The organism is Dehalococcoidia bacterium (assembly GCA_035574915.1).
In the GTDB taxonomy this organism is placed as follows: Bacteria; Chloroflexota; Dehalococcoidia; order DSTF01; family WHTK01; genus DATLYJ01.
In genome coordinates this window covers 12,538-37,057 of sequence record DATLYJ010000153.1, presented here as the reverse complement: position 1 = coordinate 37,057, position 24,520 = coordinate 12,538, and the positions used below count along the sequence as shown (strand labels likewise).

Annotated in this window: 15 protein-coding genes; 6 read left to right on the top strand and 9 right to left on the bottom strand. The window is 67.2% G+C overall.

The features are described 5' to 3' along the window. A partial coding sequence (gene acsA, locus VNN10_13920; GenBank protein ID HXH23117.1) for an acetate--CoA ligase occupies positions 1-1,549 on the bottom strand: 1,549 nt, incomplete at its 3' end. 235 nt (positions 1,550-1,784) lie between these two features. On the opposite strand from acsA, the gene VNN10_13915 reads away from it, so the two are divergent. Together VNN10_13915 and VNN10_13910 are read left to right on the top strand one after the other, a co-directional pair. After that, entirely contained in the window at positions 1,785-4,031 is a 2,247-nt protein-coding gene (locus tag VNN10_13915; GenBank protein ID HXH23116.1) for a 3'-5' exonuclease, read from the top strand. A 251-nt stretch (positions 4,032-4,282) separates the two neighbouring features. Continuing rightward, complete coding sequence (locus VNN10_13910; GenBank protein HXH23115.1) at positions 4,283-4,876, top strand: nitroreductase; 594 nt, start codon at positions 4,283-4,285, stop codon at positions 4,874-4,876. A gap of 33 nt (positions 4,877-4,909) precedes the next feature. Here VNN10_13910 and VNN10_13905 read toward each other — a convergent pair whose 3' ends face one another. From VNN10_13905 to VNN10_13880, 6 genes are all read right to left on the bottom strand, one after another. Then, entirely contained in the window at positions 4,910-5,137 is a 228-nt protein-coding gene (locus VNN10_13905) for a type II toxin-antitoxin system PemK/MazF family toxin (GenBank protein ID HXH23114.1), read from the bottom strand. 115 nt (positions 5,138-5,252) lie between these two features. After that, positions 5,253-5,492, bottom strand: coding sequence for an antitoxin MazE family protein (locus tag VNN10_13900; GenBank protein ID HXH23113.1), 240 nt, complete (start codon positions 5,490-5,492; stop codon positions 5,253-5,255). Between the two features lie 321 nt (positions 5,493-5,813). Continuing rightward, complete coding sequence (locus tag VNN10_13895; GenBank protein ID HXH23112.1) at positions 5,814-7,043, bottom strand: CoA transferase; 1,230 nt, start codon at positions 7,041-7,043, stop codon at positions 5,814-5,816. Continuing rightward, entirely contained in the window at positions 7,040-8,266 is a 1,227-nt protein-coding gene (locus VNN10_13890) for a CoA transferase (protein HXH23111.1), read from the bottom strand. Before VNN10_13890 ends, VNN10_13895 begins: the two co-directional genes overlap by 4 nt. Before the next feature lie 69 nt (positions 8,267-8,335). Beyond that, positions 8,336-10,153 (bottom strand): ABC transporter substrate-binding protein, encoded by a 1,818-nt coding sequence (locus VNN10_13885; GenBank protein HXH23110.1) that lies wholly within the window; start codon positions 10,151-10,153, stop codon positions 8,336-8,338. Positions 10,154-10,636: 483 nt separating this feature from the next. Further along, complete coding sequence (locus VNN10_13880; GenBank protein ID HXH23109.1) at positions 10,637-14,047, bottom strand: carboxyl transferase domain-containing protein; 3,411 nt, start codon at positions 14,045-14,047, stop codon at positions 10,637-10,639. Positions 14,048-14,328: 281 nt separating this feature from the next. Between VNN10_13880 and VNN10_13875 the strand changes: the two genes are divergently transcribed. From VNN10_13875 to VNN10_13860, 4 genes are all read left to right on the top strand, one after another. Further along, positions 14,329-16,167, top strand: a complete 1,839-nt coding sequence (locus tag VNN10_13875) for an ABC transporter substrate-binding protein (GenBank protein HXH23108.1) — start codon at positions 14,329-14,331, stop codon at positions 16,165-16,167. A 143-nt stretch (positions 16,168-16,310) separates the two neighbouring features. Further along, positions 16,311-18,743 (top strand): CoA transferase, encoded by a 2,433-nt coding sequence (locus VNN10_13870; protein HXH23107.1) that lies wholly within the window; start codon positions 16,311-16,313, stop codon positions 18,741-18,743. Between the two features lie 121 nt (positions 18,744-18,864). Then, positions 18,865-19,632 (top strand): IclR family transcriptional regulator, encoded by a 768-nt coding sequence (locus VNN10_13865; protein HXH23106.1) that lies wholly within the window; start codon positions 18,865-18,867, stop codon positions 19,630-19,632. Positions 19,633-19,783: 151 nt separating this feature from the next. Further along, positions 19,784-20,464, top strand: coding sequence for a hypothetical protein (locus tag VNN10_13860; GenBank protein ID HXH23105.1), 681 nt, complete (start codon positions 19,784-19,786; stop codon positions 20,462-20,464). A gap of 68 nt (positions 20,465-20,532) precedes the next feature. On the opposite strand, the gene VNN10_13855 is transcribed toward VNN10_13860, so the two are convergent. Together VNN10_13855 and VNN10_13850 are read right to left on the bottom strand one after the other, a co-directional pair. Then, a complete protein-coding gene (locus VNN10_13855; GenBank protein HXH23104.1) occupies positions 20,533-22,911 on the bottom strand; it encodes a CoA transferase in 2,379 nt (792 codons plus the stop codon). Beyond that, positions 22,908-24,494, bottom strand: a complete 1,587-nt coding sequence (locus VNN10_13850) for a carboxyl transferase domain-containing protein (protein ID HXH23103.1) — start codon at positions 24,492-24,494, stop codon at positions 22,908-22,910. The genes VNN10_13855 and VNN10_13850 overlap by 4 nt, the downstream gene beginning before the upstream one ends. Between the last annotated feature and the right edge of the window lie 26 nt (positions 24,495-24,520).

Here is a 24,520-nt window from a genome sequence, read left to right as displayed (position 1 = left end):
AGCCGTCCTTCAGCGCCACGAACGCCTTCACGATCTCCATCGCTACCGGGTCGGGCTTGCCTATGACGCCGGCCTCGGCGACGGCCGGGTGCTCGATGAGGGCGCTCTCGACCTCGAAGGGGCCGACGAGGTGGCCGGCGGTGTTGATCACGTCGTCGGCGCGGCCGATGAACCAGAAATAGCCCTCGGGGTCGCGCCGGGCGCGGTCACCTGTGATGTACCAGCCGTTCCGGAAGCGGCTGTTGTAGCGCTCCTCGTCCTTCCAGTAGGCGCGGAACATGGAGGGCCAGCCGGGGCGGAGCGCGAGGTCGCCCTCCTGGCCGGGCGGCACCTCGTTGCCGTTTTCGTCGATGACGCCCGGCGTGATCCCGAGCATGGGACGGCCCATGGACCCGGGGCGAATGGGCATGATCGGGTAGTTCGCGATCATGATCGAGCCGGTCTCGGTCTGCCACCAGTTGTCGTGGAAGGGCAGGCCGATGACCTTCTGCCCCCAGATCACGGCCTCGGGGTTCAGGGGCTCGCCAACGGACATCGTGTAGCGGAGGCTGGAAAAGTCGTAGCGCTCGGCGATGCGCTCGCCGGCCTTCATCAGGAGCCGAATGGCCGTGGGCGCGGTGTACCAGACGCTGACCCTGTACTTCTGGATGATCTCGTACCACTTGCTGGCCGCGAAGCCGCCTTCATAGATCACGGAGGTCACGCCGTTGGTGAAGGGAGCGAACATGCCGTAAGACGTGCCGGTCACCCAGCCGGGGTCGGCCGTGCACCAGTAGATGTCGTCTTCGTGCAGGTCCAGGACGTACTTGCCGGTGGCGTAGTGACCCCAGACGGCCTGGTGCACGTGCAGGGCCCCCTTCGGCTTACCCGTGGTGCCAGAGGTGTAGTGCATGATCGCCGGGTCTTCGAGGTACGTGCGCTCGATCTCGAACTGGTCCGAAGCCTGGTCCATCAGGTCGTCGAAAGAGAGGATGCCCTCGCTGGGAGCCGTGCGCCTCCCGTGCTGGACGTGGATCACGTGCTTCAGGGCCGGCAACTGGGGCCGGATCTCCTTCACCCGGTCCCAGAGGTGAGGGCTCGTGAGAAATGCGACAGCCTCCGAGTTCTCGAGGCGGTCGCGGACGGCGTCCGGACCGAAGGCCGAAAACAGCGGCCCGATGATGCATCCGGCCTTCAGAGTGCCGAAGACGGCGGCGTACAGCTCCGGAATGCGGTCCAGAAAGACGAAGACCCGGTCGCCTTTCTTGATGCCGAGATTGCGGAGGACGTTCGCCCACTTGTTGGACATGCGGGCCATGTCTTCGTAGGTGAAGCTCTCCTGCTCGCCGTTCTTGCCTTCCCAGAGGATGGCCGTCTTGTTGCCCTTGCCCTTCGCGACATGCCGGTCAAGCGCTTCATAGGCGATGTTCAGGCCGCCGCCGGGCAGGCCGTCCAGTTCCTTCGCAACGTCCTCCCATTTGAAGGCGGCGCGCTGGGCCTCGTAGTCGTAGAGGTTGGGTTTGACCCTGAACTCGTCCAGGGAGGGCTTGGTTATGGTCTCGTAGGGCATGACGTGACCTCTTCTTGCATCAGTGTGTTGGAAGGCGGGGCAGGCGGCATGAATGTATCAAGAATCCGGCCCTCTTTACAGTGATGCGAGACGACGCTCCGGCGGGCTCGGGGCAGGCCAGCCGTTGGCCGGGCCCATGCTAGAATGCCCGTGCTAATGCCCCCACGACCTCTTACTCGCGACCGCGGGCAGCGCGCTGCCGCCGCGGCCGGATGCTGTTAACCGAAAGCCCGCGATGTCCATCCTCGAAGGCCTGAACCCAGCCCAGCACGATGCCGTGACGACGACCTCCGGGCCCTTGCTGATCCTCGCCGGTCCCGGGAGCGGCAAGACGCGGGTTATCGCCCACCGCATCGCGCACCTGATCACCGAGGGGGCGGCCCGCCCCTATGAAGTTGTCGCCGTGACCTTCACGAACAAGGCCGCGCGCGAGTTGCGGGACCGGGTCGAAAAGCTCCTCGGCGGCATCGGCGGCGGCCTGACGCTCGGCACCTTCCACGCTGTCTGCGCGCGCTGGCTCCGCATCGACGGCGAGGCCATCGGCGTGCCGCGCGGCTTCGCGATCTTCGATGACGCCGACCAGGTGGCGCTGGTGAAGAAGGTGCTGTCGGAGTACCACCTGGACCCGCGGCAGTACGCGCCGCGGGCAATCCTCTCCGCGATCTCGCGCTCCAAGAGCGAGCTCGGGACGCCGCAGTCGTTCGCGCGGGCGGTCAAGGACTACAACGAGGAGATCGTGGCGCGGGTGTGGTCCCGGTACCAGGCGTTGCTCGATGAGAACCATGGCCTGGACTTCGACGACATCCTCGCGAAGGCGGTGGAGCTGTTCCGGGAGTGCCCCGACATCCGCGAGCGCTACCGCGAGCGCTACCGCCACGTCCTGATCGACGAATTCCAGGACACGAATGTCGCCCAGTATGCCCTCGCCAAGCTCATCGCGCCGCCTCCCGAGGCGAACATCTGCGTCGTCGGTGACCCCGACCAGTCGATCTACTCCTGGCGCTCGGCCGACATCCGCAACATCCTCAACTTCGAGCACGACTACCCGCGGGCGAAGGTCGTGCGCCTGGAGCAGAACTACCGCTCCACGCAGACGATCCTCGACGGCGCGCTGCGCATCATCGCCGCGAACAAACAGCGCAAGGAGAAGAACCTCTGGACCGACAGGGGCCGCGGCGACCCCATTGTGGTGTACGAGGCGTACAACGAAGAAGAAGAGGCCGCCTTCGTGGCCTCCGAGATCAAGCGCCTGACGCGACAGAGCGTGCGCCGGCAGGACATCGCCGTGTTGTACCGGACAAACGCGCAATCCCGCGCGCTGGAGGAGCGGCTGGTAGCAGAACGCATCCCCTACCGTCTGGTCGGAGGCACGCGCTTTTACGAGCGCAAGGAGGTCAAGGATGTCCTCGCTTACTTGCGCCTGGTCCTGAACCCTTATGACTCGATCAGCCTGAACCGGGTGATCAACGTGCCGCCGCGCCGCATCGGCGCCAAGACCCTCGACGAGCTGGAGAACTGGGCGCGGCAGCTTGAGGTGCCTGTATACGCGGCGCTGCAGACGATGGCGGCCTCGCCCCTCGAGGGCGGACAGCAGGGGCCATTCGCCCAGACGGCGCGGACGGCGCTCGTCGGCTTCGTCGACCTCATGGCGCAGATCATCACCGAGGCGCCGGTGCTGACGCTGTCGCGCCTGGTGCAGCACGTGCTGGCGAAGACCCATTACCGCGAGTACCTGTACGCGGCCTTCGAAGGCGACGCGGAGGAGCGCTGGGAGAACGTCCAGGAGCTGGTGAACGTCGCGGCCCAGTTCGACGAGCTGGAGCCGGAGCACGCGCTGATGCGCTTCCTGGAGGACGTGGCGCTGATGTCCGACCAGGACGAGTACGACGACAAGGTCGACGCCGTGACGCTGATCACGCTCCACGCCGCCAAGGGGCTGGAGTTCCCGGTTGTGATGATCACGGGGATGGAGGAGGGCATCCTGCCCCACATACGCAGCTTCGATGACCCGGCGCAGATGGAGGAGGAGCGGCGGCTGGCGTACGTCGGCGTGACCCGGGCCAAGGACAGGTTGTACCTGCTCCGGGCTTTCAGGCGCTCTCTGATGGGGCAGGGCGGCCACAACCCGCCGTCGCGGTTCCTGAAGGACCTGCCGCCGGAGTTGGTGCATGCCGCCCACCAGGGCGTCGAGCAAGCGTACCAGCGGCCGATGCGGACGCTGGATGCGGTGCGCGAGCGGGTGGGGTCGAACATGCCGCCGGGCTGGCGTGAGCGCGAGGCAGCGCCGCTGGGGCGGCGGGGGAACGGGGGGTCGTTCTCGGCCGGGGACCATGTGCGACACGCGAAGTTCGGCGAGGGAATCGTGGTGTCGTGCGTCCCGACTGCTTCGGGGACGGACCAGGAGGTGGTGGTGGCGTTCAAGGGAGAGGCGGGCGTGAAGAAGCTGCTGCTGTCATTCGCGCCGCTCGAGCTGCTGGCCTAGCGCGGACCTCCGGCCGCCGGCCCGGGAGCGGCGGGCATCCGAACCCGAATCCCCAGGACGTCGGCCGGCGGGGCCGGGAGGGCCAGTCCCAGGCGCTGACATCCGAGTGTTCCCGCGTTCGAACATGCCGGTGGAAGCTAACGTTGGTGCCGGGGCGGGGAAACGACGCGCCATGGCAACGCTTGGGAGCTGGCGGAGCAGCGCGCGCTGACGCGACGCTACGGCATGGACTCTGTACCCTGTACTAACGCATGGACGCCCTCGAAGCCATCCACACCCGCCGCAGCATCGGCAAGCACCTGCCGGACACGCCTCCGCGAGGACTCATCGAGCAGCTTCTCGCCGCCGCCGTCCAGGCCCCGAACCATCACGAGACGCAGCCCTGGCGCTTCTTCGTGGTGGCTGGCCGTGCGCGGGAGGAGATGGGCGCCGTGTTGGAGGAGGCCCTGCGCAGGCGCATGGCAGGTGAGGAGCAGAAGAAGGTCGAGGGGCTCGCCGCCGCCGAGCGCGCAAAGCCCTTGCGTTCTCCGGTACTCATCGTTGTCGGCGTGAAGCACGACGTCACGGAGAAGGGCGGCGAGCGGATCCTGCCCGTCGAAGACCTCGAGGCCAGTGCCGCGGCGATCGAAAACATGCTCCTCGCGGCCCACGCCCTCGGACTCGCCGCCCAGTGGCGCACGGGCGACGGCGCCTTCGACCCTTACGTTAAGGCCTGGTTTGGCCTCTCGCCGTCGGACGAGATCGCCGGCATCGTCTATGTCGGCTACCGCGACCCCGAGCGCGACGGCCCCCACCGCGGCCCGCGCGAGTGGCGGGCGAAGACGGAGTGGCGCGGCTGGGACTGACGCCGAGGACGGTCAAGACTCCCAGCGCGTCGGTTAGGCGTCCGCGCGGGACGGTTGAGCCAGGCCGAGGAACACGACAACCGCGCGGCCCACTCGCATTAGGCCGGTATCCGAAAGGCGGCCTATTCGCGTGGTCAGCCGCGTCCTTCGGACCGTCGTGATCTCATCGACTATGACGCGTGAGTCGGCTGACAGGCCGTTCGAGTCGTTCGGTTCAACCAGGATGCGAAAGAGGGGCAGGTCAGTGGGGTCAGTCGTCAAGGGGCAGACAGTCAGCGAATCCGTGCGTCGAAGCTGTCATCCTGAAGGACGAGCGCGCGCCGTGGCTTCCCTGTGTAGTCACTGCCACCGGCGACCGTCCAGATCTCGCCTCTGGTCACTCGTTGAATTCCGAGAGCGCGTCGACGAAGTCCGGTTCCTCCTTCGCCATCGGACTTTGAGCAGCCAGTGCTGACTGTCGGCGCGCTTCGGCCTTGAACGCCGGCGACCTGACGTCGGGAACCCAGATCTGAAGGCGCCTCAAACCCTCCGCGCGTAGGCGCAGACGGTGCTCACGAGCCTTTTCCTTTGATGAGCGCTTTCCCACCACTCCATACCTGCGATGCGCGGGTGACATGTAACCTAGCGCATCACCGGTCGGTCGGCTAGCGCGGTTGGCAGGGCACTGGCGTTTCCCGGGCGGCGCCGGACGGAGCGCGGCCGCGCTCTCGTGCGAGCACGTTCGGGACCACCGCGACCGACTGCGAGTTGAAAGGGTTGGTGCCGGCTTACCGTCACCCAGCCAGAGCCGCTTTGCTCCAGGCAGGCGTCCGACGCCCCTCAGCCGGTTCGCGGTCTCCACGGAGCAGGAGGCCAGGGAGCGGCAGTGCCTGCTCTCGCGCGCCTCGGGTCCAGTATCTCAGCGACGACACCGCAGTGCAGCAGTGAGGACTGCTCATTAGCGGAGGACGCCGTCGATCAGGAGCTGTACGTACTCTTCGTCGGAGTAGCCGAGGAGTTCCTTCAGTACATATTCGTTGTGTTCGCCCTGTACGGGGGGCCGGCGCAGCTCCGGACTGCGGCCCTGGAACTTCGCCGGCTGCCGGTGCGCAATGTACTGCGCGACGCCATCCGCATCTGACAGCGTCTCGAAGTGGAGCGCGCGCATGTGCGGGTCGCGCACTACCACGTCCTCCAGGTCCTCGACCACCGAAGCCATGACGCCACGGTCCTGCAGATAGTGCATCACCTGCCAGGCGTCTCGCCCTCGCGTCCAGCCGGCGAGAATCGCGTCGACTTCGTCCTCGCTGGCCTTGCGGGCCTCGTGCGTCGCGAAGCGAGGGTCGGTGGCGAGTTCGGGCCGCCCGATGGCATCGCACAGTGCACGCCATTCCGCGTCCGAGCCCACGGCGATCGCACACCATCGGTCCTCGCCCCAGCAGGGATACGCCCCATGCGGGCAGTAGTCCCGCGAGCGGTTGCCGGGACGCTCGGGGACGCGGCCATTAGCCGTGTACTCGAGGATGCTCGTGCCGAGAAGTGCCACCGTCGCCTGAGCCTGCGAGAGGTCGATGAATTGACCCTCGCCGGTCCGGTCACGGTGGCGCAGGGCGGCCATGATGGCCATCAGGGCGAAGTAGGGCGTCGTGAAGTCCGAGTACAGCGGGCCCATGCCGCTTGGCGGCCTGCCGGGGAAGCCCATCGTGGTGTTGATGCCGCCGTAGGAGACCACGCCGAGTCCGTTCGCGCCGTAGGAGCGGTAGGGCCCCGTTGTCCCCATCACCGGCATGCTCAGCATCACGATGTCCGGCTTCACCTGGACCAGGTCCCTGTATCCCAGGCCCCAGCGGTCCATCCGTTCACCCGTAAAGTTGTTGGTGACGACGTCCGAGATCGCGACAAGCTGCCTGGCAATCTCGATCGCCTTCGGCTGGTTGAGGTTCAAGGTAAGCGAAAGCTTGTTCGTGTTGCAGTCGACGAAGACCGCGTTCGGGCTGCTCTGGGTCCGGTTTGGGGGCCACACGCCCGCGTTGCGGATCTGGTCCTCACGCTCCTCCGACTCGATCTTGATGACCTCAGCGCCGAAGTCCGCCATGATGCGCGACGTCGCGGGGCCCGCGATGAGCCAGAAGAAGTCGCAGACGCGGATGCCCGCCAGGGGCTTGAGAAGCGACGCCTCCTCGGTCATATGACGCCCCCATCGCGCAGCGCTGAGATCCGCGCCGCGGACAGTCCCAGGAGGCCGCCGTAGACCTCTTCGTTGTGCTCGCCCAGGCGCGGCGCCTGGCGCCAGAGGCTCAGCGGCGTTGCGCTCATGCGCGGCACCGGCCCGCTGTCGAGCATCTCCCGGCCTTCGACCTCATACCGGACGAAGGCATCGCGAGAGCGCAACTGAGGGTCCTCGAGGATGTCGCTCACGTCGTTCACGGGCTGGACGCTGATCAGGCGCTTCTGGCCCTCGTGGAACAGGTAGTCGCGCGGGTGCCGCGACGCCAGCTCGGCGATGGCCGGGGTGGCAGCTCCGGGACGCTGCGCGCGGAAGGCAGGGTCGCGCCACTCCTCGCCGCAGACCTCGGACTCGATGCCCTCGTCGCGGAGCCAGCGCACGAAGTCGTCCCAGCGGTAGGGCATGATCACGAAACTGACCCAGCGTCCCTCCGCGCACTGAAAGAGGTGGCGTCCGCCGAAGACTGACAGACCGCGACGTTGCGGTACGCGCCGGTACCACGTGTAGTAATTCGCGCTCGCCGTCTGCAAGGTCGCCATCGATGCCGCCTCCTGGAGGCTCACGTCGATGCGATGCCCGGACGGCGGCCGGCGACGATCGCGGCCGTAGAGCGCCATGAGTAGCGCTGAAGCCGCGACGAGCGAGGCCATGTGATACGCCTGCTCGGCCCCGGGCTGGTTCGGCGGGTCCTCGGGCTCGCCGTTCAGGTACATCAGGCCGCTCGATGCAGCGCCGACGAGGTCGTTGCCACGATAGTTCCGAAGCGGCCCCTGCTGGCCGAACGGCGTGATGGTCACGTACAAGAGCGCAGGGTTCGCGGCTCGCAAGTCTTCATAGCCTGCGCCCAGGGCGTCCATCTCCCCGGGCGGGGCCGTCTCGATGACCGCATCCGACACGGCTGCCAGGCGGCGCAGGAGGTCGATGCCTTCCGGCCGGGAGATGTCGAGGGTTATGCCGCGCTTGTTGGCGTTGAAGTGCAGGTGGTAGAGGCTTCGCTCGAGGCCTGCGACGTCGTCGAGGAACGGCGACCGGCGCCGCACCGCGGAGCCTTGCGGCGGCTCCACGCGGATGACATCAGCGCCGAGGTCCGCGAGGAGGCGTCCGGCGAATACGCCCGCCTCCCCGGCCAGGTCCAGCACGCGGACGTCGGATAGCGGCCCAGGGGCAGGTACGGAATCGGCCATGTTATCCGGGGGTCAAGCAAGAAGAAGCAGGCCGGACGGCGCCGGCCTGCTTCTTCCGGACACGCTTCGTTAGCTCCTCGCCAGCGGCGGCTTCGAAGTGTCGATCCACCAGTGCAACGCGGTCTCGGGCACGATGCGGCTCGTGGGCCAGGTGCGCCAGAGGCCGTAGTTGCCGATCACAGGCCAGGTCAGGCCGAAGCCAAGGAGGGAGTACGGCCTTCCCTGTATGAAATATGCCTTCTCCGCCACGAACTGAGCGATGTCGAGGGCGATGGCGTGCGCCTTGCCGATATCGAACTCTCCCCGGAGCCGTTCGATCTTCGAGTTGAGCTCGGGGTCGCCGTTGTTCGGGTTCAGGCCGTTCGGCGTGCAGCCCTCGAAGCGGCTGCCATCCTTGTGCTGGTTCGTGAACAAGGTCTGGGTGACCGTCGCGTAGAAGGTAGGCGCCCTCAGGGCAAGGCCGTCGAAGTTCCTGGTCTGGCCCGCGGGGTGGTAGGAGTTGGTGTAGGCGAAGTGGTAGTTGGGCAGCCAGTCGTTCTGGTACTCCGTCGGGCCCTGTTTTAGCCTCATGCCGCCCTCGTTGAACATGCCGATTAGCGTTTCGGCCAGGCGAGTGTAGGCGGCCCCGTAGTTCGTGGAGCCGTTGTAGTAGAAGGTCGACTCCACGCCGTTCGGGAAGCCGGCGGCGCTCATGAGTTTCTTCGCCTCAGCCACGTTGTACTTGAAGAACTTCGCATTCGGCCCGAACTTCTTCTCGTCCGTCGGGTCTACCCAGTAGCCGTCCCATGCGGCGCCCACAATCGAGTGCATCCTGGTCTCGGCGTCCACACCCTCCTTGCGGAACTGCTCGCGGTTGCCAAGGACATCCGCGAGCGTCTCGCGGTCGAGGAGGTAGTTGAGGGCCTGCCGCAGGCGCTGGTCCTTCCACGGAGAGTTGCCGGCGTAGCCAAAACCAATGCTCGTTGCGCCGGAAGCATGCGTCTCGCCCTGGCGTAGTTCGGTCTGCGGGAGGTCACGCTTGGTCGTGAAGACGTCTTCCTGGACGACGACACTCGTCCAGATGTTGCCGGCCCGGAACTGCGCCAGCCGCTGCGCGTACTCGGTGACAATGGGGCGTTCGATCTTGTCCGAGAACGGGCGGCCCTTCACGTAATAGTCCGGGTTCTTGCGCCAGATGAAGTGCTGCGATGGCCGATAGTCCTCGAGAAGCCAGGGGCCGTAGCCGCGCACTTCGCCCTTGGGGTCGAAGCCGCCACTGAAGGCCTCCTTGGGCAAAACGTATGCCGTGGCGTAGTTCGCCAGGTTCGGCAAGAGGGACGCGTCGGGGAGCTTGAGCTTGAGCACCAGCGTCCGCGAGTCGGGTGCCTGGATCGTCTCCACCGGTGAAGAAGGGGCCGTGCCGGCGTCGTAGAAGATGTCGCCGCGGAACGGGTTGATATCCCTGTAGCGCTCGAGGCTGGCGACCACGTCCTGAATGTCGACTTCACGTCCGTTCGTCGGGGCGCGCGGGTCCCACTTCATACCAGGCCGGAGCTTCATCGTGATCTGCAGCTTGTCGCCGCTGATCTCGATCGACTCCATCGCATCACCCTCAACCGTGCCATCGGCGCGGTCGGGATACTTGGCGACCTTGAACTTCACCAGCTGGGGGTACGTGAACGCTGCGACGTAGGCCTTCGCCGTGAAGGACGTCGAAGCGATCGGGTCCATGGTGGTCGTGTCAGCGGTAAGGACGTCCTTGAAGATGCCGCCTGGTTTGGCCTGAGCCGTAGTGTCCTTCGGGAACGAAAGCAGGCCACTCGGATCTTTTTCGCCGCCTCCACCGCTGTCGTCGCCGCCTCCGCAGCCCACGAGGCTGAGGGCGGCAGCCCCCGCGCCGAGCGCCACAGAACCCCCAAGGGCTCGGCGCCTGCTCAGCCGCGCTGCCCTGACTCTCTCCCAATAGCCCATAACCGCCACGGATTCGCTCCTCTCTTCATCGCCCGGGACCGGGCCTGGACTACAGTCTTCCAACCGGACAGGGTGTTTGATTTACGGGTCACCGCTCCTTTGCCACGACAGCATCGATCGCTCCTGCCGGTGGCGTAGAATCGCGAGACGCCCTTCCAGTCAGGAGGACGATTCGCGTTGCGCGAATTCAAACACCAAGACGGCAAGTTGTCTAGCCCGAAGGGGGGAGGCCTGGAGTGGGAGCGTATACCAGGCCTCCCCTGCTTCACCGGCAAGGAGCGAGCCGGGGAAGGTCGCGCTTGCGCGAATCTGGGGCAAACCCGCCTTAGCGGAATGTCGTACCAGTATACGGTCTCGACACCCGAGGTCAACCGGCACCGCGCCAGCGCGCCATCGTGGCGCTGGTGGAGCAGCCCGCCGCTACCAGGCGTCTATGCAGGGACGCTTTTTGCCTACGCGCGGCGGTGGGGGAGGCAGCGACTCCAGGCCCGCGCTGAGCCATCGCCGCGAGTCCGCGGGGTCGATGACGTCGTCGACCTCGAAGACGTGGCCCGCGTTGATCGCCTTGCCGCGGGCGTACGCCTGCTCCACGTAGCGCTCGAAGCGTTCGCGCCGCTCGACCGGGTCGTCTATGGCCTCCAGCTCGCGCCGGCGTCCGAGCTTGACCTGGCCCTCGAGGCCCATGCCGCCGAACTCGCCCGTGGGCCAGGCGAGGGTGAATACGGGGATGCGGTGATTGCCGCCGCCCATCGTCTGCGCCCCGAGCCCGTAGGCCTTGCGCAGCACGATGGTGAAGACCGGCACCGAGATCGTCGAGCCGACGACGAACATCCGGTTGGCGTGGCGCACCAGGGCCGTCTTCTCCGCCTCCGGCCCGACCATGATCCCGGGCGTGTCACAGAGCATGAGCACGGGCAGGTCGAAGGCGTCGCAGAGTTGGAGGAAGCGCGCCGCCTTGTCCGCCGCCGGGCTGTCGATCGCGCCGGAGTTGAACAGCGGGTTGTTCGCCACCACCCCCAGTGGCCGCCCCTCGATGCGGACCAGGGCCGTGATCATCGCTCTTCCGAAGTCGCGGCGGAGCTCCAGCACCGACTCCTTGTCCGCCAGCGTCTCGATGACCTGGCGCACGTCATACACGCGCAGGCGGTTCTCCGGGATGATGTTGCGCAGCTTGCGCTGGTCGGCCGCCTCCCAGGTGCCGACACGCCCCTGGAAGTACGAGAGGTACTTCTTCGCCACCCGCACGGCCTCGGCCTCGTCCTGCGCGAGAATGTCGATCACGCCGTTGGGGACCTGGACGGATACCGGGCCGACCTCCTCCGGCCGGTAGACGCCAAGTCCGCCGCCTTCGATCATCGCCGGCCCGCCCATGCCAATCGTGGCGTCTGGCGTGGCGATGATGACGTCACAAATCCCGAGGAGCGCCGCGTTCCCGGCGAAGCAGCGCCCGGACACGATGCCGACCAGCGGCACGAGCGCGCTGAGGTCGCTCAATTTCTTCCAGGAGGGCACTCCCAGCCCGCCGCCACCGCTGATCTGTCCCGGCGCGTTTTCCGGCCGGCCGCCCGTGGGACCGCCGCGGGACCCGCCACCGGCCCTGCCGCCGCCGCCCTCCGCGAAGAGGATGACCGGGGTCTTGAGCTTCGCCGCCGTCTCGAACATGCGGTCGATCATGCGGTGGTTCATGCCGCCCTGGGTCCCGGCCAGCACCGTGTAGTCGTAGGACATGACGACACAGCGCGACTTCTCAGGGCCGAAGAGGTCGCGGTTGACCTGAGCCAGGCCCATGACCATGCCGTCGGACGGGGCATACTGCAGCAGTTCGTCGACGGTCCCCTGAAGGCCCTGAGGCACGACCAGCGACCCGTACTGCAGGAACGAGCCGGGGTCGACAAGGTCGGCGATGTTCTCTCTCGCCGTCCGCCGGGCGCGGGCATGGTGCTCGGCGACGGCCTCGGCGCGCGCCTCGTCGGTCGTCAGGGCCCGCCGGCGCTCGACCTCGGCGAGGTCCGGCCGGATGCGGTCGAGGTCGGCCTCGGTCGGCTCGGCAGATAGCGCTTCGCCAACCTCTTGCTCCTCCATGAAGAGGAGGGGGGCGCCCTCGGCGACGCTGTCTCCCACGGCGCCCAGCAGCTGGTGGACAATGCCGCCCACAGGCGCGCGCAGCACGTGCTCCATTTTCATCGCGTTCAGCACGAGTAATTGCTCGCCCGCACGCACCAGGTCGCCTTCACGCACATCTATGCTCACGATCGTCGCCTGAACAGGCGCCCGCACGGCCACCATGCCCTCCGGCACGGGGACGTCGAAGAGCAGCGGCTCCGGCACTGCCGCGGCCGTAGGCGCCTCGGCGCCGCCCGTCTTGCCGTAGTTCAGCACCGCAAGCGGGTCGATCGCGTCGACCTTCGCGCCAACCCGGATCCCTTCGGCTGGCTTCAGACGGCGTTCCTCCTCCTCCGCTGTTTCCACGAGTTCGGCCAGATGGTCCTCGATGAAGTCCGTGTAGAGGCGTCCGGCGACGAAGTCAGGATGGCGCAGCACGTTTAGCAGGAAGCCGATGTTCGTCCTCACGCCCGCCACGCCGAACTCCCGTAGCGCCCTGGAAGTGACCGCGACCGCGTCCTCGAAGCCTGCGGCCGAATAGCCGACGACCTTCGCCAGAAGGGAGTCGAAGGCCGGCGGGACGCGATAGCCGGTGTAACCCATCGTGTCGACGCGCACGGCCGGGCCGCCGGGCGGCTCGAACCCGGCGATCACGCCGGCTGAGGGACGAACCGAGCCATCGCGGTCGATGGTCTCCATGTTCACGCGCGCCTGAACCGCGAACCCGCGCGGCGCCGGCACCTGGTCCTGCCGGAGGCCCACTTCCGCGAGCGAGGCCCCCATGGCAAGGCGCAGCTGCGCCTTCACGATGTCAACGCCGAGCACTTCCTCGGTCACGGTGTGCTCTACCTGAAGGCGGGCGTTCGCTTCGATGAAGGCGTAGCGCGCTCCGCCGGCGGCATCTACCAGGAACTCGAACGTCCCGGCGCTGCGGTAGGAGACCTTCTGCGCCATGCGCACGGCGTCCTCCAGAAGCCGCGCCCGTACCTCCTCCGCCAGGCCGGGAGAGGGCGCGATCTCGATCACCTTCTGGTGCCTGCGCTGCAGGCTGCACTCCCGCTCCCAGAGGTGAGCGACGGCGCCTCGGCCGTCGCCGATCACCTGCACCTCGACGTGGCGGGCCTTCGGCATGAGCTCTTCTGCATAGACCGCCCCGTTGCCGAAAGCTGCCTCTGCCTCGGAGCGGCAGCGCTCCCAGGCCGCGTCGACTTCTTCCAGGGAGCGCACGACGCGCATGCCACGGCCGCCGCCACCGGCGACGGCCTTGATCACCATGCTGCCCCCCTGGCCGAACGATTCCAGGAAAGCGCGCGCCTGGACGGCATCGATGGGCCCCGTGCCGCCAAGGACGGGGACAGAGCACTCCCTCGCCAGGTCCCGCGCCCGCGTCTTGTCTCCGAATATCTCCAGGGTCTCGGCGGTAGGGCCCACGAACTTCAGGCCGGCATCTTCGCAGGCGCGGGCAAACTCCGCCTGCTCGCTCAGGAAGCCGTACCCGGGATGAACTGCGTCGCAGCCGTGCGCCAGCGCGGCCGCGATGATCTGTTCGATGTCCAGATAGGCTCGCACACCTCTGCCGCGCAGTGCCTGGGCCGCGTCGGCGCGCCGGACATGCAGGCTCTGGGCGTCGTCCTCCGAGTAAACGGCGACGGTCTCGACGCCAAGCTCGGCCGCGGCGCGCAGGATGCGCACCGCAATCTCGCCCCTGTTCGCCACCAGAAGGCGCACCCTCGGACCTCGCTTCCGCCGCGCACTCGCGCGAGAGTTACCGGCAGCTAGACAGCCGGTCCCAGGTCTTGCATTGGCGACAGTATATTCGGCACGCCGTCTCAGTAAAGGTCGCTCGTAAGCCGCCGGGTAGGGCCTCTTGTCCTTTTCGATACGGTCACTGCCCTCCCGAGAAGTGGCATCCGGTATTGACATTCGGTATACAATCTTGAATCAGATCGGCCGCGCTGGCCACGCGATTTGTCCTGTCCTCCAGGAGGCCAGGAGAAGGGAGCGGACGGGTGACTGAGAGCAAAGGGTACTGGGACCGCCTCCTGAGCCGCCGGAGGGCCCTCGCTGCCGCGGGCATGGCAGGCATGGCCGCGGGGGCCGCCGCCCTCGTCGGCTGCGGCGGCGGGGACGACGGCGATGGAGGCCCGACACCCGGCGGGCTGATCGGGGAGCGCAAGGACACCACCAAAGACGCGAAGCCCGGGGGCATCTACCAGAGCTACCAGACCGCTTCGCCGCCGAGCCTCGACTACATAGGGGCCACGGTGAACTCTGTCCGCGGAGCAGCCGCCTTCCCCTACAGCCGCCTCTTCAAGTGGAAGCCCGGGATCATCGAACTGCCGAAGGGCGAGATCGAAGGCGACCTCGTCGAGTCCTGGGAACTGGCCGGGGACGCGATGTCCATCACCATGAAGCTGCGTCCGAACGCGAAGTGGGACGCCCGCCCTCCGACAAACAGCCGGCCGCTGGACTCGTCCGACGTCAAGTTCAGCATGGACCGCATGAAGGCCGTCTCCGTCTACCGGAACGACTGGTTCCGGGACGTCAACCCGAACCAACCCAATCCTTCAGCGCCGATCGTCTCGGTGGAGACGCCTGACCAACGCACCGTAAAGCTCAACCTTAGCTTCCCGTTAGCCGCCCTGTTCGACTATCTGGCGAATACCCTGGGGCTGTTCATCATGCCCAAGGAGTCGGACGGCGGCTTCGACCCGCGCGAGACGGCTCGCGGCACCGGCGCCTGGATCGTCGACAAGTTTGAGCCGGCGACTGGCATCGAGTACAAGCGCAACCCGAACTGGTATGTCAAGGACCGCCCGTTCCTCGACGGCTGGAGCCAGCCGATCATCCAGGAATACGCGACGCAGCTCGCCCAGTTCCGCGCCGGCAACATCTGGAGCGACGTAGTCCGTCAAGAGGACATCATCACCACCAAGAAGGAACTACCTCAGCTCCTGATGCTCCAGGGGGAGCACGGTGCCGTGGCGCCAGGCGTGTTCTTTGGCTGGTCAAACAGCCCCTTCCTCGACGAGCGTGTGCGGAGGGCGATGTCACTCCTGATCGACCGCCAGGAGTTCGCAGCGGCCTTCGCCGACGAGGCGAGGTTCAAGGCCGAGGGTATCGAGCTCGACATCGTCTACGACAACTTCCTCGGCAAAGGCTGGGGCGACTTCTACCTCGACCCGTACTCGAAGGACATGGGCGAGGCTGCCGCCTACTTCAAGAAGGACGTCGCGGAAGCGAAGAAGCTGCTCGCCGCCGCCGGCCACCCCAATGGCTTCCAGACGAGCTTCTACGGCCCGACGGGCACGCCTTACGGCGTCAACTACATGCGCAACGTCGAGGTCCTCATCGGCATGTTCGCCGAGGGCGGCATCAAGACCGACATCAAGATCGTCGACTACGCCAACGACTACGTCCCGAATTACAACTACGGCCAGGGCTTCAACGGCTGGTCCGTGTTCGTGAACACTACCTACGGAGGCGTCGCCAACCAACTCCGCACCAACTGGCACTCCGGTTCGGCCCAGGACCGCACGCCCTACGCGCCCCTGCACATACCGAACCCGCCGAAACAGGGCGGCCAGAAGGACACGACCCTCGACGGCCTGATCGACCGCTTGCTGCGCGAGCCTGACCTCAAAAAGCAAGTCGGACTTGCGCACGACATCCAGCGCCACCTGGGCAAGACGCTGTACACCATACCGTTTGCGTACAAGACACGGGGCTTGTCGCTCACCTGGCCCTGGGTCGGCAACGCAGGCGTCTACCGCGGCTGGGTAATCACGTCGCCGCCGACGGACACGTTGCCCTACCTGTGGTACGACGCGTCCAAGAGGACGTCCTGATCGCGGACGGCGTGCGTCCCTCGGTGCCTCGCGTGGCATCTGGACAAATTGCGTCCCAGAAGGGTTATTCTCAGCCCTGCCGGCGGATAGGCCGGCAGGGCTGCTTCGACTCCTCGTCGCAGCGCGACTAGAAGGCTCCTGAGTTGAGCTTCCCCGACCTCCTGGCGGGCATCCGCGTCCTTGACCTTGCGGACGAGTCCGCAGTCCTGGCATCCCGCCTGCTCGCCGACATGGGGGCGGACGTGATCAGGGTCGAGCCGCCTGCGGGCGACTCCGTACGGCGGCGATCGCCCTTCGTTAGCCGCGGCCCCGAGCCGGAGCGCAGCCTCTACCACCAGCACTTCAATCGCAACAAGCGCGGCGTGACGCTCGATCTCGAGACGGCCGAAGGTCGAGAAGCCCTGAGGCGGCTCGCGGCAAGCTGCGACGCAGTGATCGAGACCCGGGGCAGGGCCGGCATGGCGGCGCTGGGCCTGGCATACGCAGACCTGGCGGCGCTGAAACCAGGGATCGTGTACACAACCGTGACACCATTCGCGCAGGACGGCCCCTTCGAAGGCTACCGGGGAAACGACCTGGTCGGCGCGGCGTCGTCAGGTCTCCTCTATCTCAACGGCTTCCCCGACGCAGCTCCCGACGTCCCCGGCGGTGAGCAGGCGTACAAGATGGCGTCGCTGGTGGCGGCAGCGGCAACCCTGATGGCGATCCTGGGCAGAGACGCCGACCCCGAGGGACGCGGCCGCCATGTCGAGGTGACCCTTCAGGAAGCGGCGTCCATGGCGACGATACAGACGGCAAACGCCAACATCTACGCCTGGCACGGACGCGTCCCCCGCCGTATGGGAAATATCTCCGGGATCCATCGCTGCAAAGACGGCAAGTGGGTCAGCTTCGTACTCCGCACCGGCATCCAGGCCAACTGGGCCGACATGGCCGGCTGGCTGGCCGATGAGGGCATCGATACGCCGGTGCTCGGACGCGAGTGGCAGGACGAAAGCTATCGCATCGAGAACCGCGCCGCCGTAACGCAAGCCATCGCCCGGCTCTGCGCGATGCACGACCGCGCCTACATCTTCCACGAGGGCCAGCGCCGCAAGCAGCTGGTCATGCCCGTGAACACCGTCGAGGACCTCCTGGGCGACGAGCAGCTCGCCGCCCGCGGCTACTTCACGCAGATCGAACATCTCGAGCTCGGGACAACGCTCACGGATGGCTCGCTGCCCGCGCGCTTCCACGGCGCTCCCACGCGACCGGGGCGGCGTGCGCCGCTACTCGGCGAGCACAACGCCGAGGTGCTGTCGGCCCTGCCGCCCCTCGCCACGGCTCGCCTGCCGGCCGAAGCATCGCCGGCAACGCCGTTCGACCCGGCGCGCCCGCTCGCGGGCATACGCGTGGCCGACTTCGCCTGGCTCATCGCCGGGCCGGCCTCCTCCCGGATGCTCGCGGACTTCGGCGCCGAGGTCATCAAGCTCGAGTCCGAGTACCGCGTCGACAACATCCGCGTGGTCGGCGTGCAGCCGCCGGGGAAGTCAAGCATCGACACAAACGGCGTCTTCAACGACTGCAACACGAACAAGCTCTCGGTGCGCCTCAATATGAACCATCCGAAGGGCGTCGAGCTGGCGAAGGAGATAATCCGCCGCTCGGACGTCGTCCTCAACAACTTCACGGCCGAGCGAATGCCGCGCTGGGGCCTCGGGTACGAGGACCTGAAGGCGGTCAAGCCGGACATCGTGATGCTCTCGATGCCCGTCATGGGTTGCCACGGGCCGTACCGAAACTACGGCTCGTACGGGAACGGCGTCATCGCCTTCGGCGGCCTGAACATGATCACCGGCTCGCCCGAAAGGCCGCCCATCGGCCTCGGCCCGCTCTACTCTGACTTCTCCGCGCCCTACCTGGTAGTCGCGTCCATTCTGGCGGCCCTCTATCACCGGAACCGTACCGGCAAGGGCATGTTCATCGACTTCTCGCAGGTCGAAGCGACGATGAGCCTCCTCGGGCCGGGGTTCCTGGAGTTTGCGTCGAACGGCGTGCTGCCCCCGCGCCAGGGTAACCGCTCGCGCGACTTCGCGCCCCATGGCGTCTATCCCTGCTTCGGCGAGGACCGCTGGTGCGCCATCGCCGTGGAGACGGAGGACGAGTGGAAGCGCCTTGCCGGCGCGATCGGGAGGCCCGAAATGGCGGCGGACCCCCGATTCGCGTCGCTCGAATCCCGGCAAGAGCACGCCGACGAGATTGACGACGCCATCTCGGCCTGGACACGCCAGCGGGACCCCTGGCAGGTGATGCACACCCTTCAGGGCCGGGGCATCATGGCGGCAGTGGTCGAAGACCTCGAAGACCTGGTGGTGCGCGACCCCTGGTTCGCAAAGCGCGGTCTCGTCGAAGTGCCATTCCCGGAAGAGGACGTGTCTTTCAAGACCCATGCCCAACCGGCTCGGATGAACGGCGAAGCGCCGGTTCTGCGGCGGGCGCCCCGCATGGGCGAGCACACGGCAGAGGTCCTGAAAAGCCTCCTCGGCCTCGCGGACGGCGAGATCGAAGCGCTCACCATCGAGCAGGTGCTGTTCTGAGAGCAGGCGGCTGGAGGGCCGGAACCGGTATCGTTTCCCGAATGGCGGCGCGCCGCACCATTTTCTAGGGCAGCGTTTTCGCATAACCTATGCAGAGTTGGGCATATGACTGGAGCTTCCAATGGTAGAGCCGATAAGGTCCGTACAGCGCGCGCTGGCGATCCTCCGGTTGCTTGCCGAGGTGCGCAAGCCCCTCGGTGTCGCGGAGGTGGCCCAGGCAACGGGGCTCCCGCCGGCGACGGCTCACCGCCTGCTCGTCACCTTGGTGGAGGAGGGCTGGGCGGACCAGGACCCGCAGTCCACCCAGTATGAACTGGGTTCCGACATCCTCGGCACGGCGGCGGTCGCGCTCGCCTACAGCCCCTTCATTCAGTCAGCCAAGGCGACCCTGTCAGACATCTCCGAGCTCTCCGGCCTGAACTCCTACCTCGGCGTGCGCGTTGGTCACCGCGTGGCCTACCTCGCGAGCGCTCGCGGACGGGACGGGCACGACTCGAAGTTCCGGGTCGGCGTGGTCGAGCAGGCGCACGCCATCGCCGACGGCAAGGTGTTGCTCGCCTACCTCGACCCCGCGGTCTTCCGGGCCCTCTATGCCGGGCGTGAGCAGTTGCGGAGCTTCACCCCGAAGACCATCACGACCGTGGACGCCCTGGAGCGCGAACTCAGCGAAGTCCGGGCCCGCGGCTACGCGATGGACCGCGGCGAGCGCGTGGAGGGCTGGTCCTGGGTCAGCGTGCCCGTGCGAGGACGCCGGGGCCGCGTGGTCGCGGCAATCGTTGCCGGCGGCCAGGACACGGTCGCCACGCCGGAGAAGCTCAACTGGCTTGCGCACGAGATGCGCATCGCCGCAGAACAGCTCTCCATCCGGCTCGGGTTCGCGGAGGAGTAGGCCGCCCTGGGGTTCGACCATTACAGTCGCGGTGCCCGCGGCCGTGAGCGATCTCAGCCCTTCAGACGCGCGCCTGACCTGATGGTCGAAGCTCCTCGACTTCGACGGCCGCCCTCGGGCGGCCTGATTGATCTCGTGAAGGAATCTCTCGGTGGCTGAGCGCCGCGCGGGTGGTAAGAGGACCGGTGCCGCGCCCGAGCCAGTGGCGCGCGTAGCAGCGCTTATGCGCGGCTTTGGCCGGCCCTGGGCGGTCGCTGGCGGTTGGGCGGTCGACGCCTGGCTTGGCCGCGAGACACGCGAGCACGGCGATGTCGACATCTCCGTGTTCTACGACGACCTGCAAGCGGTCTTCGAGCATCTGCTGGGCTGGCAATTGCTCGCTCATGAACGAGGCTGGAACGGGAGCAGTGCCGAACTCTGGGACGGAAGGCCCCTGGAGCTTCCCGCCCACATCCACTGCCGCCCTCCCGAAGAGGCCCGCCCGCTCCCGCAAGACGGCATCGCAAGGACGGAGGAGGGCTTCTGGCTGGAAGTACTCGTCGATGAGCGCGAGGACAACGCCTGGCTCCTGAGGCGGGAGCCTCGAGTCGCGCTTCCGGTCTCGGACGGAGTCCGGCGCTCGCCCTGGGGCGTCGATGCCGTCGTCCCTGAGGTGCTCTTGTTCTTCAAGGCCACGGCCTACATCGGCATTCCCCGGCTCGAGGACCGGGACTCGGATAACGCCGACTTCGACGCGCTGGGTCCGGCGCTGTCGAGCGAACGGCGGCGCTGGCTACGAAACGCGATTGCTGCCGTAAAGCCGGACCACCGCTGGCTTGCGCGCCTGGAGTAGGCCCGCGGCCGTGCGAGGCCATCGCTTCCCGGAGCGGAGCGCCCGGCGCCCTGCCGCGGCCTACCTGCCTAGACAGCTGCCACCCGCGCTGGCGGGGTGTCGGCGAGGATGCCCTGCGCGAAGAGGTCGGCGATCTCCGCGTCGCTCATGCCCAGGATGTCTTTCAGCACCTCCGGGGCGTGTTCGCCGAGGCAGGGCGCGGGAGACCACGACTCGTAGCCGCGGGCGCCGTTGAACATCAGGGGCGAGCCGTCCCACGGATGCGTGCCGGCCTCCTTATGAGTCAACTCGACGAAGTAGCCGCGGGCGAGCAGATGTGGGTCGCTGAGCCACTCGGGCGCGGAAAGGACGCTGCCCGCGGGCACGCCTCTCGCCTGCAGGGCCGCCTCGAGGTCGCGCTTGTGCCACTTGGAAGTCGCCGCATCGATGTAAGAGTCGAGAGGTTCGCGGTTTTCGCGCCGCCCGGCAATCGTGGCAAAGCGCTGATCGGCAACCAGGCTCTCGAGGCCAAGCACCTCGCACAGTGCCCGCCACTCGTCGCCGTCGCGGGCGGCGATGGCGATCCAGTCGTCCTCGCCGGCGCACCGGTACACTCCGTGCGGCGCGAACTCGCGGTGGGTGTTTCCGGCGCGGCTGGGCTCGCGCCCTGTCAGCTGGCGCTCGATGAAGTACTCGCCGAGATAGGCGACGCCCGTCTCGTGCTGCGACAGGTCTATGAGGCAGCCCTGACCGGTGCGCTCCCGGCGCACGAGCGCCTCTATGATCGCCGCTGCCGTGCTCACACCGGCGATCGGGTCGGTGACGGCTTTCGACGTCACCCGCGGCTCATGGTCCGAGTAACCCATGAGGGCGGTCATGCCCGTGATGGGCTCGATGCTGGGGCCGAGGCCGATGTAGTCCCGGTAGGGGCCGAACTGGCCGAAGGCAGGCATGGACAGATAGATGATCCGCGCATTGCGTGCCTTCATCACCTCATACGACAGCCCGAGGCCGGGCATTGCCCGGGCGCTGAAGTTCTCGACGACCACGTCGCACTTCTCGACGAGATCCAGGAACAGCTCCCGGCCGCGCGCGGACTTGAGGTCGATGGCGATGCTCTTCTTGTTGCGGTTGAGCTTGTTGAACAGGGGCTGCTGGTTCCAGTGGCGTTCGGCCGGCGCCGTGCCCCCGGCAGCCACATTGCTTCGGGGCGCACCCTGACCACCTCGCCCGTCCTGGGCTTCGATCTTGATCACCTCGGCGCCGAGGTCGCCCAGTATCCGCGTGGCCAGAGGCCCCGACCAGATCCGCGTGAGATCGAGGACCCGGACCCCACTTAGAGGTCGCGCGGGTGAGGCCGCCCCACGAGGCTGGGGCCGGCCATCCTGGCGGTCTTCGTCGAAGCCCGCCTCCCCTGGCGGCTCGGGAGGCAACTCCGGCGGAGGCTGCTCGCCGACGAACTTGAAGGGCCGGCCGGGCGCGAGGAGGCGCCTCCTGCCCTCGGGCAGCGCCACTTCGACGGGCTGCCAGAAGGAGCGCGCGTTGAGGTGCGGGTCAGCGAGGAGGTCGGAGAGGGCCGCGGCGTAGCCGACCGGCACCCGCCAGACCTCCTGGCCCTCCTTGAAGATGTCCCTGGCGCGCTTGTCCCATAGCGCCTTCGTGACGATCTCGTCGACTTCGTCGTTGTGCTCCATGCGCCCCGCGTTGCTGGCAAGCGGGCCGTCCTCCGCCAGGTCGGCACGGCCGATCATGAGCGCGAACGAGGACCAGAAGTTGGCCAGGATGTTCACGCCATACCATCCGTCGTGACAGCGATAGAGCGTCGTGGGGGACAGGTTCTCCCATCGGTTCCCGTGCCGGCTACGCACCTGCCCGCCGAAGTTCCACATGGTGTCCGTGAACTGATGCAAGCCCGCCAGGCACTCGAAAACGCTGACGTCGATGTCCAGCGGCCGGCCGGGCTCGGAGGCCATCGTGGCCGCGAGCGCGCCAATGTAGGCGAACGTCCCGGCCTGGTAGTACGGGTAGTTGCCAGGCATCGTCAGCGGCGCGCGGTCGGGGTCGCCCATGAGCCAGGTGTAGCCGCCGAGGGCGAGGAGAGTGTGGGCCGTCGCCTCGTACTCGCGATAAGGACCGTTGCGCCCGAAGGGCGTGATGAGTACGCGGACGGCTGGGCCATCCAGGTCGAGGAGGCCCAGGTCGCCGAGCTCGCGGGGCCCGTAGTCGGTCAGCAGCAGGTCGGCCGCGGCCGCTAGCCGCGAGAGGCGCCCGCGTTCCGCCCGGAGGTCCAGCCGCTGACGCTTCTTGCCGCCGTTGAGGTAGACATCCAGGTGCAGAGGCGCCTCGTGTCCGGGAGGCTCGATGCGCAGTACGTCGTGGCCGGCGCGGCGGAACAGCTTGCCGCAGTAGGCCGCGGCTTCTTCCTTTGCCGAGATCTCGAGGACGCGAAGCCTTTGCCCAGGCGTCAAGGCCGCATGCCCCGTGCCTTCTTGCCCAGGTCCTGCGGCAGCTGCTCGTACACGAGGTCAACCCACTCGCACAGTAGCGGCCGCGTATCCCGTGGGTCGACTATGTCCTCGACGCCCCCGATCTCAGCCGTGCGGAACGGGGATGAGCGAATCGCAGCCAACTCCGCTTCCAGCTCAGCCTGGCGGGCTTCCGGGTCGGGCGCGTTCTCGATCTCGCGCCGGTAGGCAGCGGCGATACCGCCTTCGACGGGGATCGAGCCCCACTCCGCCGACGGCCACGCGAAGCGGTAGACCCAGCGCGTGTGCGCCTGGTGCGCCTGGCCGGCAACTCCATACAGGCGCCGCACGATCACGGTCGCCCAGGGGATCGTGGCCTGCTCGATCGCCGTGAGAGCGCGAGCTCCCTGCTTCAGTGTGCCTGCACGCTCCGCGTTCGGCCCGACGACAAAGCCGGGCTGGTCGGCGAAGTTGATGATCGGCAGGTGGAAGGTATCGCAGAGGTCGACGAACTTCTCGAGCTTTTGCGCGGCAGTCGCCTCCATCCCACCGCCGTGCACCAGGGGATCGTTCGCGAGGATGCCCACGGGCTTGCCGTTCATCCGGGCGAGCATCGTCACCTGCGCGCCTCCGTAGTAGCGGCCGATCTCGAAGGCGGAACCCTTGTCCACGATCAGGTCGATCATCTTCCGCGGGTTGTAGGGCCTGAACCGGTCGCGTGGGATGAAGCTAAGCAAGGCCTCCTCGCGCCGGTCCGGGCTGTCGTCCACGCATTCCTGGACGGGAGGCAGCTTGTAGACGTTGCTGGGCAAGTATGAGAGAAAGCGGCGCACCTGGCGGAAGGCGTCGTATTCATCCTCCGCCTCGTTGTCGATGAGGCCGCTGCCCCGCGCGTGGACCTTATAGCCGCCCAGGTCCTCCTTGTCGATGTCGAGATGGAGCGATCGCTTGACCACGGGCGGTCCCGCCGCGAAGACCTGAGAGATCCCCTTCACCATGATCGAGAAATGGTTTCCCGCCATCAGCGCCGCCGGCGCCCCCGCGATCGAGCCGAGGGCAACGCAGACGAGGGGCACCTCCTGAAGCATCGCCGTGATCGTGTCCCAGGCCATTGCCGGGATGTGCGTGGCGCCCGTCGCCTGGGTACCCCGGATGTCAGCACCAAAGCCGTCGACCAGCCGGACGAGGGGGAGTTTGAGCTGGAGAGCCATGTGGTCGGCGCTGCTTGCTCGCAGTCCGCTTCCTCCGGCGCTTCCGCGTTGGACGCCAGCGCTACCGCTGGGCGGGCGGGCGGTGTAGTCGTCCGCGGAGACCACCACCGGCCTGCCATCGAGGCGCGCGAGACCGAAGACGTTGCGGCGGGCGACGAAGTCGACGAGCTTGCCGTCCCTGTAGACCGCGCTGCCCTGCAAGGGAAACCGTTCCCTGAAGCTGCCAGGGTCGATGAGCGCGTCGATGCGCTCGCGGACGCTCAGCTTCCCGCGCTCATGCTGGTCTCTGACGCGCTCCTCGCCGCCCATGCGGTATGCGAGCTGGCGGCGCCACTCGATCTCGTCGACTTCTGGTTGCCAGGTCAAGCCACACACCCCCGTCCCTCGCCCCGCTGGAGGAG